Annotated in this window: 14 protein-coding genes; 8 read left to right on the top strand and 6 right to left on the bottom strand. The window is 72.5% G+C overall.

Annotated elements, in window-relative coordinates:
* The first annotated feature begins 1 nt into the window (after window position 1).
* Genes DI272_RS32330 through DI272_RS32320 form a run of 3 tightly spaced genes read left to right on the top strand, consistent with a single transcriptional unit; the run spans window position 2 to window position 2903 of the window.
* Window positions 2–1162 carry a glycosyltransferase gene (locus DI272_RS32330; protein ID WP_109498709.1) on the top strand — a complete coding sequence of 387 codons (1161 nt, stop codon included), beginning with the start codon at window positions 2–4 and terminating at the stop codon, window positions 1160–1162.
* Complete coding sequence (locus DI272_RS32325; RefSeq protein WP_109498708.1) at window positions 1159–1815, top strand: lipopolysaccharide biosynthesis protein; 657 nt, start codon at window positions 1159–1161, stop codon at window positions 1813–1815. The genes DI272_RS32330 and DI272_RS32325 overlap by 4 nt, the downstream gene beginning before the upstream one ends.
* Window positions 1812–2903: a GNAT family N-acetyltransferase gene (locus tag DI272_RS32320; protein ID WP_109498707.1), complete on the top strand. Its 1092-nt coding sequence runs from the start codon at window positions 1812–1814 to the stop codon at window positions 2901–2903. The genes DI272_RS32325 and DI272_RS32320 overlap by 4 nt, the downstream gene beginning before the upstream one ends.
* Window positions 2904–2933: 30 nt before the next feature.
* Here DI272_RS32320 and DI272_RS32315 read toward each other — a convergent pair whose 3' ends face one another.
* Entirely contained in the window at window positions 2934–4274 is a 1341-nt protein-coding gene (locus tag DI272_RS32315; RefSeq protein WP_109498706.1) for a glycoside hydrolase family 26 protein, read from the bottom strand.
* A gap of 150 nt (window positions 4275–4424) precedes the next feature.
* Between DI272_RS32315 and DI272_RS32310 the strand changes: the two genes are divergently transcribed.
* Window positions 4425–5699, top strand: coding sequence for an ATP-grasp domain-containing protein (locus DI272_RS32310; protein ID WP_109498705.1), 1275 nt, complete (start codon window positions 4425–4427; stop codon window positions 5697–5699).
* Window positions 5699–6952 (top strand): NAD(P)-binding domain-containing protein, encoded by a 1254-nt coding sequence (locus DI272_RS32305; RefSeq protein ID WP_109498704.1) that lies wholly within the window; start codon window positions 5699–5701, stop codon window positions 6950–6952. The genes DI272_RS32310 and DI272_RS32305 overlap by 1 nt, the downstream gene beginning before the upstream one ends.
* Before the next feature lie 42 nt (window positions 6953–6994).
* Here the strand turns inward: DI272_RS32305 and DI272_RS46070 are convergent, their stop codons facing one another.
* The 3 genes from DI272_RS46070 to DI272_RS32290 form a co-directional block, all read right to left on the bottom strand.
* Complete coding sequence (locus DI272_RS46070) at window positions 6995–7918, bottom strand: chaplin (protein ID WP_146238411.1); 924 nt, start codon at window positions 7916–7918, stop codon at window positions 6995–6997.
* Between the two features lie 131 nt (window positions 7919–8049).
* Window positions 8050–8277 carry a chaplin ChpD gene (chpD, locus tag DI272_RS32295; RefSeq protein ID WP_109501166.1) on the bottom strand — a complete coding sequence of 76 codons (228 nt, stop codon included), beginning with the start codon at window positions 8275–8277 and terminating at the stop codon, window positions 8050–8052.
* A 247-nt stretch (window positions 8278–8524) separates the two neighbouring features.
* The gene (locus tag DI272_RS32290; RefSeq protein ID WP_109498702.1) at window positions 8525–8929 is read right to left on the bottom strand and encodes a rodlin; all 405 of its coding nucleotides are present in this window, start codon (window positions 8927–8929) and stop codon (window positions 8525–8527) included.
* A gap of 263 nt (window positions 8930–9192) precedes the next feature.
* On the opposite strand from DI272_RS32290, the gene DI272_RS32285 reads away from it, so the two are divergent.
* The 3 genes from DI272_RS32285 (at window position 9193) to DI272_RS32275 (ending at window position 11257) form a co-directional block, all read left to right on the top strand.
* Window positions 9193–9594 (top strand): rodlin, encoded by a 402-nt coding sequence (locus tag DI272_RS32285; protein WP_109498701.1) that lies wholly within the window; start codon window positions 9193–9195, stop codon window positions 9592–9594.
* Between the two features lie 103 nt (window positions 9595–9697).
* On the top strand, window positions 9698–10723 hold the full coding sequence (locus tag DI272_RS32280) for an LCP family protein (protein ID WP_109498700.1): 1026 nt from the start codon (window positions 9698–9700) through the stop codon (window positions 10721–10723).
* A gap of 135 nt (window positions 10724–10858) precedes the next feature.
* Window positions 10859–11257 (top strand): rodlin, encoded by a 399-nt coding sequence (locus DI272_RS32275; protein WP_109498699.1) that lies wholly within the window; start codon window positions 10859–10861, stop codon window positions 11255–11257.
* Between the two features lie 65 nt (window positions 11258–11322).
* Here DI272_RS32275 and DI272_RS32270 read toward each other — a convergent pair whose 3' ends face one another.
* Together DI272_RS32270 and DI272_RS32265 are read right to left on the bottom strand one after the other, a co-directional pair.
* Complete coding sequence (locus DI272_RS32270; RefSeq protein ID WP_109498698.1) at window positions 11323–13272, bottom strand: long-chain fatty acid--CoA ligase; 1950 nt, start codon at window positions 13270–13272, stop codon at window positions 11323–11325.
* 93 nt (window positions 13273–13365) lie between these two features.
* Window positions 13366–14901, bottom strand: coding sequence for a von Willebrand factor type A domain-containing protein (locus DI272_RS32265; protein WP_109498697.1), 1536 nt, complete (start codon window positions 14899–14901; stop codon window positions 13366–13368).
* Between the last annotated feature and the right edge of the window lie 128 nt (window positions 14902–15029).

The following is a 15029-nucleotide window of genomic DNA, read 5'->3' as shown; positions in this document are numbered from 1 at the left end:
GGTGAAGGCCCTGCACGTCATCACCGGTCTCGGCGTCGGCGGTGCCGAGCAGCAACTGCGGCTGCTGCTGCGGCACCTGCCGGTCGACTGCGACGTCGTGACGCTCACCAACCCGGGCGCGGTGGCCGACGGGCTGATCGCCGACGGGGTGCGGGTCACCCACCTCGGCATGGCCGGCAACCGCGACCTGGCCGCGCTGCCACGCCTGGTCCGGCTGATCCGCTCCGGCGGCTACGACCTCGTCCACACGCACCTGTACCGGGCGTGCGTCTACGGCCGTCTGGCCGCCCGGCTCGCCGGGGTCCGCGCGGTGGTCGCCACCGAACACTCCCTGGGCGACTCCCAGATGGAGGGCCGCCGGCTCACCGTCGGGGTGCGCGGCCTGTACCTGGCCAGCGAGCGCCTGGGCCGGGCCACGGTCGCCGTCTCCCCCACGGTCGCCCAGCGCCTGAGGAACTGGGGCGTGCCCGCCCCCCGCATCGAGGTCGTCCCCAACGGCATCGACCTGACCCGCTTCCGTTTCGACCCTCTCCAGCGCCTCCGCACCCGCCGCCGACTCGGCCTGCCCGAGGAGGCGTACGTCATCGGCGGCGTCGGCCGGCTCACCGCGGGCAAGCGGTTCGGCATCCTCGTCCAGGCCCTCGCCCAACTCCCGCCCGACTGCTGGCTCCTGCTGGTCGGCGGCGGCCCGGACGAGAGCGTCCTGCGGCGCACCGCCCACGAGGCCGGTGTCGCCGACCGGGTCCTGTTCACCGGCGAGAGGCCCTGCGTCCCCGACGGCTCCCCCGGCCCCGATCTGCCGTCCCTCACCTCCGCGATGGACCTGCTCGCCTCGCCCTCGCCGGAGGAGGCCTTCGGCCTGGCGATCGTCGAGGCGCTGGCCGCCGGGCTGCCGGTGCGCTACGCCTCCTGCCCGGCGATCGAGGACCTGCCCGCCGAGTCGGCGGCGACCCTCGCAGCCCAAGTGCGCGGCGGCGCCGACGAGTTCGCCCGCGCCATCGCCGCCGCCCGCGCCGCGGGCCCGCACCCGCGTACCGCCCCCGACGCCGCCCACCACTACTGCATCACCCGCAGCGCCGCCCAGCTGATGGACGTCTACGCGGCCGCATCCTCGTCGTCCCCGTCACCGTCCACGTCACCCCAGGGAGTCAGTTCCTCATGACCGAGAACCCCTCCGGACCGCGCCGACCGGCGGTCCTCACCCGCGCCAAGACGCTCCCGGCCTGGTCCCTGCTCGCGGCCGGCGCCGTCGCGGGCGGCCTGCTCGGTGGCGTGTACGGCCTGGCCAAGACGCCCGCCTACACGGCCACCAGCTATGTCATCGCCGTGCCGAACGAGAAGTCCGACTCCGCCTCCGCGCTCGGGTTCGCGCAGGCCTACGGCCGGGTCGCCACCCAGCTCGCGGTGCTCGGGGACGCCCAGGTGTGGGCGGGCGTGCCCGTGAAGACACTGAAGTCCAGTGTGCAGACGGCCACCTCGCCGGACGCCCCGATGGTCGCGATCACCGCGACCTCCTCCCGCCCGGACCTCGCCGCCGACATGGCCAACGCGGTCGCCCGCGCGCTGACCCGGCACGCCGACAACACCGAGTCGGCCACCAACGTCGAGCTCCAGCAGTTCGCCCGCGCCACCAAGCCCACCGAGCCCTCCTCGGCCTCCCCCGCGCTGACGGGCCTGGTCGGGGCGAGCGCGGGCGGGCTGCTGGGCGGCCTGGTGCTGCTGGTGCGGCCCCGGCGGACCGCGCAGGAGCCGACCGGCCGGCCGGCCGCCGTGCCCGGCCCGGCCGTCGCCGCCGACGCCCACGGCCAGCTGTGACGTACACGACGGAACTCGTCACCGACGACACCGTCTTCGCCGGGCTCGGCCCCGACTGGACGCGCCTGTACCGCCGCTGCTCCGCCGCGACCCCGTTCCAGAGCCACGCCTGGCTGCACTCCTGGTGGCTGTCGTACGGCCGTCGCGGCCGGCTGCGTGTCCTCGTCGTCCGCGACCACGACGACCTGGTGGCCGCCGCGCCGCTGATGCGCGTCGGCCGGCCGGTGCCCTCGCTGGTGCCGCTCGGCGGGGCGATCTCCGACTACGGGGACGTCCTGCTGGACGACGAGCGGGGCGAGGAGGCGGTGGCCGCGCTGACGGACGGCCTCGCGGCGGCGGCGCGGACCGCGCTGGTCGACCTGCGCGAGGTGCGGCCGGGCGGCGCGGCCGAGCGGCTCTACGACCACTGGCCGGGGCCCCGGCGCCGGGTCGGCGACTCGCTGTGCCTGGAGCTGCCCGCCGTACCGATGGACGAACTGGTCGCCCGGCTGCCGGCCGCCAAGGCCCAGCAGCGGGTGCGTGCCAAGCTGCGCAAGCTCGCCTCGCTCGGCGTCGAGCGGCATGTGGTCGAGCCGGACGAGGTCGACAAGGCGGTGCGCCGGCTGCTGGAGCTGCATCAGCTCCAGTGGCAGGGGCGCAAGGTGACGAGCGAGCACCTGCGGCCCCGGTTCTGCGACCACCTGGTGCGCGCGGTCGGCCCGATGGTGGCCGCCGGGGACGCGGTCGTCACCGAGTTCCGGCTGGACGACGACGTGGTGGCCGTCGACCTGACCCTGCTGTCCCGGCGGCTGGCGGGCGGCTATCTCTACGGCGCCCATCCGTGCCTGCGGGAACGCAAGGCGGACGTGGCGGTGATGCTGCTGGACGCGTGCACCGGGCACGCGCGCGGCACGCTGAGCCTGCTGCGCGGCAACGAGCCGTACAAGCACCACTGGAAGCCCGAACCGGTCGCCAATCAGCGGCTGCTGCTGGCCCGTCGGCGCACCGCCCCGCTGCTGGCGGCGGCGCTGTGCGACGTCGCGGCCCGACGGCACGGCAAGGAGGTGCTGCGCAGGTGGCGGGAGCGCGGCGGTGGCGGCGGATCGTGACCGACCCGCCGCCACCGGGGTGCGCCTGCGTCACCGGCTGCGCGACCACCAGTCGAAGCGCATGCACAGCTTCCCGCCGATCCAGTACTCGACCCAGTCGCCCAGGTCCAGCGGCGAGCAGTTGGGCGGGTTGGCCGGAGTGGGCTCCGGGGTCGGAACGGGCGTCGGCTCGACCGGCGTCGGCTCCGGTGCCGGTTCCGTCGTCGGCTCGCCGGGGGTGCGGCCGAAGAGGATCGACCGGTAGACCTCGGAGGCCTTCGGGTTGTCCTCGCACTGCCAGACGCCGTGCGGGCAGTAGTCCGTCAGCGTGTTGTACAGCGGCTTGTGCTCGTCCATCCACGCGAGCATGCGCCGCATGTACTCGGCGTTGTCTCCGTTGCGGAAGAGTCCCCATTCAGGATAGGAAATTGCCTTGCCGTGGGATTTGGCGAATTCCACGTGCTCCTGAAGTCCGTAGGGCTCTTTCACCTGCTGGTCGAACGAGAGCCCTTCCGGCTGGTCGTACGAATCCATGCCGATGATGTCGACGGTGTCGTCGCCCGGATAACAGTTCGTCCAGGCAACCGCGTCCCGGCCGCGGCTGGGCGTGAAATCGAAGCGGAATTTCTGGCCCGGCACCGAACGCATGGTGGTGACGATCCTGTTCCAGTACTTCTTCCAGGCCTCCGGGTCCGGCCCGCAGCGATGGGTGTACGTGATGCCGTTCATCTCCCAGCCGAGCACGATCACCGTGTCCGGCACCTTCAGCTCGACCAGCCGCTCGGCGAGGCGGCGGAAGTGATCGTCGAACTGTCCGGCCGCGCCCCTGCGCAGCAGCAGCCGCACCTCGGCGTCGGAGACGTGGTCCTCGTTGCGCTCCAGCATCGGGACGTTGAGGACGAGCATCCGGTCGTCCTTCTCGTTGCGCCAGTCCGCCCACACGTCGAGGAAGCCGGGGGCGCCCTCGATGTTGCTCCAGCGGTCGCCGGGCAGATAGGTGTGGCCGACGCGCAGTTCGGCGCCGCCCAGCCAGCGGCTGAGCTCGGCCATCCGGGCCACGCCGCGCGGGCCGTAGTCGAGGTAGGCGCCGAAGGCGGGCGCCTCCGGTGCGGGCTTGGTCTCGGGCTCGGGTCTGGTCTCGGGCTCGGCCGCGGGCTTGGTCTCGGTCTCGGTCTCGGCCGCGGGCTTGGTCTCGGGTTCGATCACGGGGTCCGGGGCCGGGGACGGCTCCGCCGGGACCGCGGGCACCGTGGGCGTCGGAGCGGGAGGATCAGCGGCCCGCACCACCCCCGCTGCGAATCCGGGCCCCGAGGCCAGGGCGGCGGACGCGGCGGCTGCCACCGCGATGAACGCCAGCCGACCGGTCCGGGCCCTTCGCTGCTGTGAGTCCATGCCTGCTCCTTTCTCACTCTCGCGCTGTGGGGACAGGTGAAACGCGTTACCTGACACTCAGTCATATGAATATGAACTACGCCACCGTGCTTGCGGCTTTCGGGTGGCGCCATCGCCCGCACGGGTGAAACGACCGAAGGAATTGAATCCGTGTCGCTGTTCGACACCCGCGTCCCCGCCGTCCTGCTGCGGATCGACCGGAATCCCTTTCACCACGGAACACTGGGTGCCGCGCGTTCGCTCGGCCGGGCCGGAGTGGAGGTGCATGTGATCGCGGATTCCGCCGGAAGTCCGGTGTCCCGGTCGCGTTTTGTACGGCAGATCCATCCACCGCCGCCACCCGGCGCGCCCGCGGCCGACATCGCCGTCACCCTGCGCCGGATCGCCGCCCGGATCGCGCGCCCCGCGGTGCTGGTCCCGATGGACGACGCGAGCGCGCTCGCGGTGAGCGGGCTGCGCGAGGAACTGGCCCCCTCCTATCTGCTGCCGGCGACGCCGGGTCCGCTGGCCGAGCGGGTCGCCGACAAGGCGGAACTGGCCGCGCTGTGCGCGACGGCGGACGTGCCGCACCCGGTCACGCTGATCCCGGACAGCCCCGCCGACGCCGCGACCGCCGCCTGGCACCTGGGGCTGCCGGTGGTGGCGAAGTGGAGTAGGCCCTGGCTGCTGCCGACGGACAGCGGCCTGCGCAGCACGGTGCTGCTGCGCTCCGCGCACGAGGCAGCCGAGCTGTACCGGCGGTCCCCGGAGGCGGGCAGCAGGCTGCTGCTCCAGGCGTTCCTGCCGCCCGGCCCCGACGGCGACCGCTTCTGCCACGGGTACGCCGACCGCTCGGGCGCCGTCCGCGGCGGCGGTGCCGGCGTCAAGCTGCGGTCCTGGCCGCGCGACGCCGGGCTGACGGCGGTGGGCCGGTGGACACCGGACCCGACGGTGCAGGCGCTCGCCGAGCGGCTCACCGGCGAGCTGGGCTACCGCGGCATCTTCGACCTCGACTTCCGCCACGGCCCTGACGGCCGCCCCCACCTCCTGGACTTCAACCCGCGCCCCGGCGCCCAGTTCCGGCTGTTCTGCGACACCGCGGAGCTGGACGTCGTACGCGCCCTGCACCTGGACCTGACCCACCGTCCGCTGCCGGACGGGCTGCCGCGGGCCGGGCGGGAGTTCGTGGTGGAGAACTACGCCCCGCTCACCGCGCTGCGCCCGGCGCCCGGCGGCCGGGAGGCGGCCTGGTACGCCGCGGACGACCGGGGGCCGGGCCGGGCGATGTGGGGATTGTGGGCCCGGCACGTGTCCCGGCGGGTCCTGGAGCGGTTGCGCAGGCTGTGCGCGCCGCCCGGGGAACGGGCCCGCGCACTGGTGGTGCGTCAGGCGACCGCTGCGTACCTGACCGACCTGTCGGACGACGAGAAAGCGAGCAGCTGCTGATGTACGACCTGCTGGTGGTGGGCGCCGGCCCGTACGGCCTGTCCATCGCGTCCCACGCCGCGGCCGCCGGGCTGCGGGTGGGCGTCTTCGGACGGCCCATGGCGTCCTGGCGCGACCACATGCCGCGCGGGATGTTCCTGAAGTCGGAGCCGTGGGCGTCCCACCTCTCCGACCCCGAACGCCGCTGGCGTCTGGACGTCTACTGCGCCGAGCAGGGCATGACGGCCCGGCACGGCGAGCCGATCCCGGTGGAGGTGTTCGCCGAGTACGGCCTGTGGTTCGCCCGCAACGCCGCGCCCGAGGTGGACGAACGCATGGTGACCCGGGTGACCCGGGGCGCCGGCGGCTTCGAGGCGGTCACCGACGACGGGGAGACGCTGTCCGCCCGTACGGTCGCGCTGGCCGTCGGCGTGATGCCGTTCCTGGAGGTTCCGGCGGCCCTCACCGGCCTGGACGCCTCGCTCGTGACGCACAGCAGCCACCACAGCGACCTCGACCGCTTCCGGGACCAGGACGTCACCGTGGTCGGCGGCGGTCAGGCGGCCCTCGAAACGGCGGCGCTGCTCGCCGAACAGGGCACCCGGGTACGGGTGCTGGCCCGGTCCGGGCAGCTGTGCTGGAACGACGTGCCGCCGCCGTGGGAGCGCCCGTGGTGGCGGTCGGCCCGTTCCCCGCACAGCGGTCTGGGCTGCGGCTGGCGGAACTGGTTCTACGCCGAGCGCCCCGGCCTGTTCCGCCGGCTGCCGGAGCCGACGCGGGCGCGGATCGCGGCGACGGCGCTGGGGCCGGCGGGCGCGTGGTGGGTGCGGGACCGGGTCGAGCCGGCGGTGGAGGTGCTGCTGGGCCACGAGGTGGCGGCGGCGCGGGCGGTGCCGGGCGGGCTGCGGCTCGACGTGACCGACGCGGCGGGGTCGCTCGGCACGCTGGAGACCGGACACGTCATCGCCGCCACGGGGTTCAGGGCGACCGCGGACCGTCTCGGTCTGCTCTCCGCCGACCTGCGCACGGCCCTGGCGACGGGCGCCGACGGCTCTCCGGAGGTCGGCCGGGACTTCGAGTCCACGTCCCACCCCGGCCTGTTCCTGGCGGGCCTGGCGACGGCCTCGGGCTTCGGCCCGGCGATGCGGTTCGTGCACGGCGCGACCTACACGGCGGGTGCGCTGGTACGCGGGGTGCGGCGCCGGCTGCGGTCGGGTCCGGGGCTGGTCCCGGCGCCGGGGCGGCACGAGGCGCCGGAGACGGCACGCCGTTGAGGGGGCGCGGGTGCCGGACGGGGACGTCCGGCACCCGGCGCACTAGCGGTGGGACGCGGTACGGCGGCCCCGGCGGTACAGGACGGCACCGGCCGCGATCAGCGCGGCGCCGGCACCGGACGCGGCGAGCAGGGCCTCGCTGCTGCTGCCGGTGTCGGGCAGGCTGGGCGGCGGACCGTTCGGCCCGGGGGGCGTCTGGTCGCCGCCGGTGGGCGGCGTGGGTGTCGCCGTCGGGGACTGGTCGCCGCTGGGCGACGGCGTCGGCGTCTGGTCACCCCCGGTGGGAGGAGTCGGCGTCGGCGTCGGCGTCTGGTCACCCCCGGTCGGCGGCGTGGGGGTCGGCGTCTGATCACCCCCATTCGGCGGCGTGGGTGTCGGCGTCTGGTCACCCCCGGTGGGCGGGGTCGGCGTCGGCGTCGGCGTGTGGTCACCCCCGTTCGGCGGCGTGGGAGTGGGCGTGGGCGTGTCCTCCCCGCCGTACGGCGGGGCCGTGTGGTCGTCGCTCCAGTCGCCGCAGTCGTCCCCGTACGCGGGGTTCATCGCGCTGATCACGTCCGCGGTGTTCCCGCACACGTTCACCGGCACGTCGACCGGCGCTTCCCCGTGGTTGCCGGAGCCCACACCGGGCGAGCCCCCGGTGCGGCCGTGCGTCGAGGAGCCGGAGCCCGACTCGTGGCGCCCGGAGCCGTAACCGGAGTCACCGCCCCCGTACGGTTCCCCGTACGACCCGCCCTTGGACGAACCCGACGCGTTGGCACAGGAGTTGCCGAACGCCGGGTTCAACAGGGCGATGACGTCGACGGAGTTGCCGCAGGCGTTCACCGGCACGTCGAGCGGGACCTGGACGTTGTTGCCGGACAGGACTCCGGGCGAACCCTTGGTCGCGCCGCTCGCGTCCGAGTCGGCCAGGGCGGGGCTGCCGCCGCACAGGGACAGAATGCTTGTCGCGGCGGCCGCCGCGACCATTCCCCTACTCAGGGTCTGTCGCAATCTCGTTGTCTTCCTGCTTGAAGAAGTGGGAAAAGCCGGCCTTGGAAGGCACAGAAGCTGTCCAAGGCCGGCTGTCACATAGCCGGAGCGGCCGATGCGTTACGACGTCAGTCGTTGACGCAGGTGTTGCCGAACGCCGGGTTCAGCAGAGCGATGACGTCGATGGAGTTGCCGCACACGTTGACCGGCACGTGCACGGGAACCTGGATCACGTTGCCCGAGAGGACACCCGGCGAACCGACAGCGGCGCCCTCGGCGCCCGCGTCGGCGAAGGCGGGGGCGGCCATACCCAGGGCCATGATCGCGCCCGCGACGACTGCAGCGGTCTTCTTCATGAACTGTCCCTTCTCTGCGGTCATGCCCCAATGACGTGACCTGCAGGCTGTAAACGAGGGATAGACAGCCGAAGAAACTACGGAACGCATGGCGCCTGGTAATTCACTCGAACGCCTTCACAGAATTGACACCCGTACTCCACAGGAGGAGAAACGCTTCGCCTGAGTGGCGGAAAAAGCTCGGGCAGCCCACGAGGGAATCAGACTGCCCGAGCCATTCGAATCCGGCTCTGGCCGAGCCGACGGTTCAGTGGTTGGCCACCCCGTTGCCCGAGAGGGCGGAGATGTCGTCCAGGATGTGCGACAGCGGCTCGTCACCCTTGGCCTGGGTGGCGTTGTCGGCGCACTGCTGGTTCTGCGCGGCCGACAGGACCGGGATGTCCTGGGCCACACCGACGGCGGCGAGGACACCGACGATGGCCTGCGCGTTGCCCTTCACCGGCACGCCGAGGCAGAGCTTGTTGGCGGTGCCCTGGACCAGCGTGGCCTGCGGGCTCATGTTGCCCTTGGTGATCGAGTTGCCGAACTTCGAGTGGGCCTCGTTGCCGCTGGCCGAGGTGGTGCCCTCGTCGTTCCCGATGGCCATGGCCGGCGAGGCAGCTCCGACGACGGACGCGGCGACCGCCGCGGCGGCCATTGCCTTCTTCAGCATTGTGATTTTTTCCTTTCCTGGCGTGCATCACCACGACGCATGCTCCTGCCTCCGCATCAACCCGCTGCACGGGGATTGGTTTCGAGACTTCACCCGATCGGGCAGCACAGGCGCGGCGCATCAACAAAAAGGGCGAGCGCCCCGGAATCGGGTCCGCTTCTTCTTTTTGTGGGCCATCGGAGTGAATGCCAGGAACCAAGCAGGCTCCGGGCAGTTGACCAGAGCGCTCCGGTGGACGGGGTTTCTTCAGAAGGGACTAGCAAGTGATCAAGAAGGTTCTGGCTTCCGCCGCGGTCGCCGCTTCCGTCGCGGGTGTCGCCTCCCCCGCCATGGCCATCGGCAACGACTCGGGCACCACGTCCGCCAGCGGCAACGGTGCGCACCAGTCGTTCGGCAACTCGGCCACCTACGGCAACATGAGCCCGCAGATGGCCCTCATCCAGGGCTCGCTCAACAAGCCCTGCATCGGCCTGCCGGCCAAGGCGAACCTCCAGGGCATCGTCGGCGTCGCCGCCGTCGGCGTTCTGCAGGACGTGCCGATCCTGTCGGCCCCGCAGAACCAGCAGTGTGTCGAGAACTCCACCCAGGCCAAGGGCGACGAGCCGCTGTCGCACATCCTGGACGACATCTCGGTCCTCGCGGGCAACGGCGCGGCCAACCACTGAGCCGTCCTCAGGGGGTCTGTCCTCTGAGCCCTGGGGCTGCAATCTGAGTCCCTGTCAGCGGGCCGCCGGTTTCCCGGCGGCCCGCTGTTCTAGCGTGCGTCGCGTGACGACGAAGAGAACCCTTTCTTCCCTGGCCATCCCCGTACTCGTCCTCGCTGCCGCCACGACCCTGCTGGGCACCTCCCCCTTCCCCGAGCGGCAGGCGCCCCGCCCCCTGAACCTCCTGCTGATGGGCACGGACGGCCGGGACACCATCACCGCGGACGAGAAGCGCCGGTTCCACGCCGGCGGCATCGCCTGCAACTGCACCGACGTCCTGATGCTGGTGCACGTCTCCGCGCGCCGCGACCGGGTCAGCGTGGTGAGCATGCCGCGCGACTCCTACGCGGACATCCCGCCGTACCTCGACGCCGCCAGCGGCGAGGAGCGCGGCCCGCACCCCTCGAAGATCAACGGCGCGTACGCCGAAGGCGGTCCCTCGCTCACCATCGGGACCGTCGAGGCGATGACCGGGGTGCGGATCGACCGGTATCTCCAGGTGGACTTCCGGCGCTTCATCGATGCCGTCGACGATGTCGGCGGCGTGGAGGTCTGCACACCGCGGACGCTGAAGGACTCGGCCACCAAGCTGCACCTCAAGCCCGGAAAGCACCGGCTGACCGGCGGGCCGGCCCTGCAGTACGTGCGTTCCCGGCACGTCGACCGCAGCGCCGACCTCGGGCGTATCCAGCGTCAGCAGCGGTTCCTGGTGAACGCTCTGCGCGGGCTCAAGGCGAAGAAGGCGCTGACCGACCCCGCGGGCATGGCGCGGGTGGTGGACACGCTGCTCGGGTCCGGTCGGGTCGAGCAGGGCTTCGCCGCGGGCGAGCTGGTGCGGCTGGCGGCGGCGCTGGACAAGGTGCCCGCGCGGAACCTGGAGTTCACGACCGTGCCGATCGCCGGGTTCAACGAGACCAGGCCGGACGTCGGCTCGACGCTGGCCTGGGACCGCAAGCGGGCGGACGCGATGTTCGCGAAGCTGCGCGCCGACCGGCCGCTGCTGAAGGCCGGCGCCGATCCCAGGCCCAAGGACCCGCCCAGCCTGAAGGGGTACGGGCCGGTGCGGGGCAGCCGGTTCGCGTGCGGGTGAGCGCAGGGCGGGGGCGCCCGGGTGCCTCCGCAGTGCGCTGGGCCAATCGGGGCAAAGAGCGCAACCCCGGCCGGGGTACGGCCGTTGACGATCACGCAGCTCCTCACCGGAGTCCGCTTTTCGAAGGGAATGAACATGAAGAAGCTGTGGGCAACCGCGGCTATCGCCGCCACCGTGGTCGGCGCCGCCTCCCCCGCCATGGCGATCGGTGACGACAACGGCACCACGTCCGCCAGCGGCAACGGCGCCTCGCAGGAGTTCGGCAACTCGGCGACCTTCGGCGACATGAGCCCGCAGCTCTCGCTGGTCCAGGGTTCGCTGAACAAGCCCTGCGTCGGCCTGCCGGCCAAGCTCAACCTCCAGGGCATCGCCGGCCTCGCGGCCGTCGGCGTGCTGCAGGACGTGCCGATCCTGTCGGCTCCGCAGAACCAGCAGTGTGTCGAGAACTCCACCCAGGCCAAGGGCGACGAGCCGCTGTCGCACATCCTGGACGACATCTCGGCCCTCTCCGGCAACGGCGCGGCCAACGGCTGATCCTCGGATCTCCCGCCACGGCGGGTCACCGGTTCCTCCGGTGGCCCGCCGTTCGGCGTGTACGGCTACTTGCGCTTGCTGTAGAGCGCCTCGATCTCCTCGGCGTACGCCGCGAGGACCGCGTGCCGCTTGACCTTCAGGGACGGGGTGAGCAGACCGTTGTCCTCGGTGAACTCGCCCTCGACCAGGGTGAAGGCGCGGATCGACTCGGCGCGGGAGACGGCGGCGTTGGCGTGGTCCACGGCCTTCTGGACGGCGGCCCGCAGCGCGGGGTCGTGGACCAGTTCGGACAGCGGGGTGTCGGCGGGGCGCTTGCGGACGGCCAGCCAGTGCGCGACCGCCTCGGGGTCGAGGGTGATCAGGGCGGCGACGAAGGGGCGGTTGTCGCCGACGACGAGGCACTGGCCGACCGGTGAGCGGCTGCGCAGCCGGTCCTCCAGGACGGCCGGGGAGACGTTCTTGCCGCCCGTGGTGACGAGGATGTCCTTCTTGCGGCCGGTGATGGTGAGGTAGCCGTCCTCGTCGAGGGAGCCGAGGTCGCCGGTGGCGAACCAGTCGTCCCGCAGCACGGCGTCGGTGGCGGCCGGGTTGTTCCAGTACGCGCCGAAGACGATGGCGCCCTTGATGAGCACCTCGCCGTCGTCGGCGATGCGTACCGCGGTGCCGGGGACGGGGACGCCGACCGTGCCGGGGCGGGGGCGCAGCGGCGGGACGATCGTGGCGGCCGCGCTGGTCTCGGTCAGGCCGTAGCCCTCGTAGATGATGATCCCGGCCGCGTAGAAGAACAGGTTGAGGTCGCGGTCGAGCGGGGAGCCGCCGCTGATGGCGTAGCGCATGCGGCCGCCGAGTTCCTTGCGGATGCGGCGGTAGACCAGGAGGTCGTACAGGGCCCAGGCGGCGTAGAGGCCGGGGCCGGGGCCCTTGCCGCGGCCCAGGAACTTGTCCAGGTAGCGCTCTCCGAAGCGGACGGCGATGCGGTCGGCGCGGTCGAAGGAGGCGGCGCGGCCGATCTTCTCGGCGGTGGCGCGGCCGGTGTCGTGGATCTTCTCGAAGAGGTACGGGACGCCGACGAGGAAGGTGGGGCGGAACTCCTTGAGGGCGGGGCGGAGTTCGTCGGGCTTGATGCTCGGGCAGTGGCCGATCTCGATGCGGGCCGTCAGACAGGCGAGTTGGAGGGTGCGGCCGAGGATGTGGGCGAGCGGGAGGAACAGGAGGGTCGAGGCGACCTGGCGGGTGACCTCCTTGAAGACGGGGTGCAGCAGCTCGGCCGTGTTGGCGGCCTCGGCGTACAGGTTGGCGTGGGTGAGGACGCAGCCCTTGGGCTTGCCCGTGGTGCCGGAGGTGTAGCAGATCGTCGCGACGGTGTCGGGGGTCAGGCCGGTGCGACGCTTGGTGACCTCCTCGTCGGGGAGTTCACGGCCGAGGGCGGTGAGTTCGGCGACGGCCCCGCCCGCCTCGGCGGCGGCTGGTGTTCCGGTCAACTGCCAGATGCGCGGCGGTTGTTCGTGGCGGGCGGTGCCGGTCGTCACGGTATCGGTGTGCTCCGCGGTCTCCGTGACGACGTGGCGGGCTCCCGAGTCGCGGACGATCCACTCCACCTGCTCCGCCGAGGAGGTGGCGTAGATCGGCACGCTCTGGCCGCCCGCCGCCCAGATCGCGAAGTCCAGGACCGTCCACTCGTAGCGGGTGCGGGACATCACCGCGACCCGGCCGCCCGGTTCGACGCCCGCCGCGATCAACCCCTTGGCCACCGCGGTGACTTCGCGGGCGAACGCGGCGGCCGTGACCGGCTGCCAGACGGTCCCCTGCTTGCGGCGCAGGACCACCGCCTCGGGGGCCTCGGCCGCGTTGGTGAACGGGATGTCGGCGGTGCTGCCCGTCGGGGCGGGGGGCGCGAGGGGTGCGGTGCGGGCCTCGCGGACCACTCCGTGCTCGTCGCGGACGATCTCGACCTCGGTGCGGGTGGCCAGGTCGGTGCGTTGTTTCGCCCGCTTCAGATCCTTGCGTACGCCCATGACGGCTCCCCGGTCGGCGCTGACTGGGACGTCAACTTACTCACGCGTAAGGAAAGGTCAATGGGGCCTGCAGCGCCGGGACTGGTGTGCGAGTCAGGAGCGCAGGCTCCTGGCGTCCTCGATCGTCTCGGCCAGGCGCGCCACGTCCTCGTCCTCCGTGGTGTGGGCCAAGTCGCGGGCCTGTTCGCTCAGTTCGGACAGGGAGGGGCAGCCCGGGAGGGCGGTGCGGTCGCCGTCGGCGGAGCGGAGGGTGTCGGCGAAGTAGGCGGCCAGGGTGGTCACTTGGAAGCGGGGGCTCGCCCGGTGGACCGAGCTGTCCAGGGCGTCGGTCTCCAGTCGGCCCGACTCCTCGTGCGGGGTGCGGGTGTCGGGGTCGAGCCAGCGGACGGTGGCCGTGGCGAGGTGGCCGTCGGCGCCGGGCTCGGTGCGGACGGCGTAGAGCGCGGTGACGGTGTGGCCGGGGCCGACCTCGCCGCCGTCGACGCGGTCGTCGCGGAAGTCGTCGTCGGCGACCGTGCGGTCGTCGTAGCCGACCAGGCGGAACTCCTTGACCGTCTCGGGGTCGAAGGCGACCTGGGCCTTGGCGTCGCGGGCGGTCAGGTCGATGTTCTGCGGGAGCTGCTCGACGAACACCTTGCGGGCGTCCTCGTCGTCGGAGACGTAGGCGGTGTGGCCGTCGCCCTTGTCGGCGAGCTCCTCCATCAGCGCGTCGCCGTAGTCGCTGCCGACGCCGACGCCGAAGAGGGTGATGCCGTGTTCGCGGCGCTCGCTCGCGATGCGTTCGAGGATGGTCCCGGATTCGGTGTCGCCGGTGTTGGCGAGGGCGTCGGAGATCAGGACGACCCGGTTGGTGGCGCCCTCGCGCAGGCCGTCCTCGGCGGTCTCGTAACCGGTCTCGACGCCCGCGCCGAGGTTGGTGGAGTCGGTGGGCTCCAGGCTGTCGATCGCGTCGTGGACCGCGCCGCGGTGGCCGTCGAGGCGGGTCATCGGCAGGACCCGCTCGGCCTCGTCGCTGAAGGTGACGATCGCGACCGAGTCGTCGTCGCGGAGCTGGTCCGTCATGGTGTCGAGGGAGTCCTTGGCCAGGTCGAGGCGGCCGGGTTCGCCCATGGAGCCGGAGATGTCGATGACGAAGGTGAGCGCGGCGGGCGGGCGGTCGTCCGCGTCCCCGGCGTCACGGGTGGCGAGGCCGACGCGGACCAGGGACCAGTCGTCCTCGGTGGTGCGGGCGCCGTCGACGGTGACCGTGAAGCCGTTGCCGTCGGGGCGGTCGTAGTCCTGGCGGAAGCTGTTGACGAACTCCTCGGGGCGGACCGTCGAGGGGTCGGGCAGCCGGCCGTCGGCGAGGGTGCGGCGGGCGTAGCCGTAGGAGGCGGTGTCGACGTCGAGGGCGAAGGTGGAGAGATGGTCGGGCGAGGGGGCGACCTCGCGGGAGTCCTCCTGCGAGCCGTCGTCCGGGCCGCTCTGCTGTCCGCCTCCGGGTGCGGGGGCGTACCCCCTGCCCGAACTGTCCGACGCCTTGCTGCTGCCGCTGTCGTCCGGGCCGCCGCAACCCGTCAGCAGCAGACCGCCCGCGGCGGTCACCGCGAGCAACGCGGCGCGCAGGCGTCGTATTCGGTATCGCTCCATCTTCCGTGCCCCCTTGGTCCGTTGACGTCGACTTCTGTGACTGTGACGGGCCAGGGGGCCGGAACGTGCGCTACGGAGCGTTGCGGAAGTGTCTCGAAGAGGCCACGGAGCAGGGGCGTTGAGACCGG

It is taken from the genome of Streptomyces sp. Act143, assembly GCF_003143935.1.
Classification (GTDB): Bacteria; Actinomycetota; Actinomycetes; order Streptomycetales; family Streptomycetaceae; genus Streptomyces.
This window is presented reverse-complemented; position numbering and strand designations above follow the sequence as displayed.

Excerpts from the sequence above, each read along its gene's own strand:
- DI272_RS32325 (WP_109498708.1), top strand. The coding sequence starts at position 1,159 with ATGACCGAGAACCCCTCCGGACCGCGCCGACCGGCGGTCCTCACCCGC.
- DI272_RS32315 (WP_109498706.1), bottom strand. The coding sequence starts at position 4,274 with ATGGACTCACAGCAGCGAAGGGCCCGGACCGGTCGGCTGGCGTTCATC.
- DI272_RS32305 (WP_109498704.1), top strand. The coding sequence starts at position 5,699 with ATGTACGACCTGCTGGTGGTGGGCGCCGGCCCGTACGGCCTGTCCATC.
- DI272_RS46070 (WP_146238411.1), bottom strand. The coding sequence starts at position 7,918 with ATGGTCGCGGCGGCCGCCGCGACAAGCATTCTGTCCCTGTGCGGCGGC.
- chpD (WP_109501166.1), bottom strand. The coding sequence starts at position 8,277 with ATGAAGAAGACCGCTGCAGTCGTCGCGGGCGCGATCATGGCCCTGGGT.
- DI272_RS32290 (WP_109498702.1), bottom strand. The coding sequence starts at position 8,929 with ATGCTGAAGAAGGCAATGGCCGCCGCGGCGGTCGCCGCGTCCGTCGTC.
- DI272_RS32275 (WP_109498699.1), top strand. The coding sequence starts at position 10,859 with ATGAAGAAGCTGTGGGCAACCGCGGCTATCGCCGCCACCGTGGTCGGC.
- DI272_RS32270 (WP_109498698.1), bottom strand. The coding sequence starts at position 13,272 with ATGGGCGTACGCAAGGATCTGAAGCGGGCGAAACAACGCACCGACCTG.
- DI272_RS32265 (WP_109498697.1), bottom strand. The coding sequence starts at position 14,901 with ATGGAGCGATACCGAATACGACGCCTGCGCGCCGCGTTGCTCGCGGTG.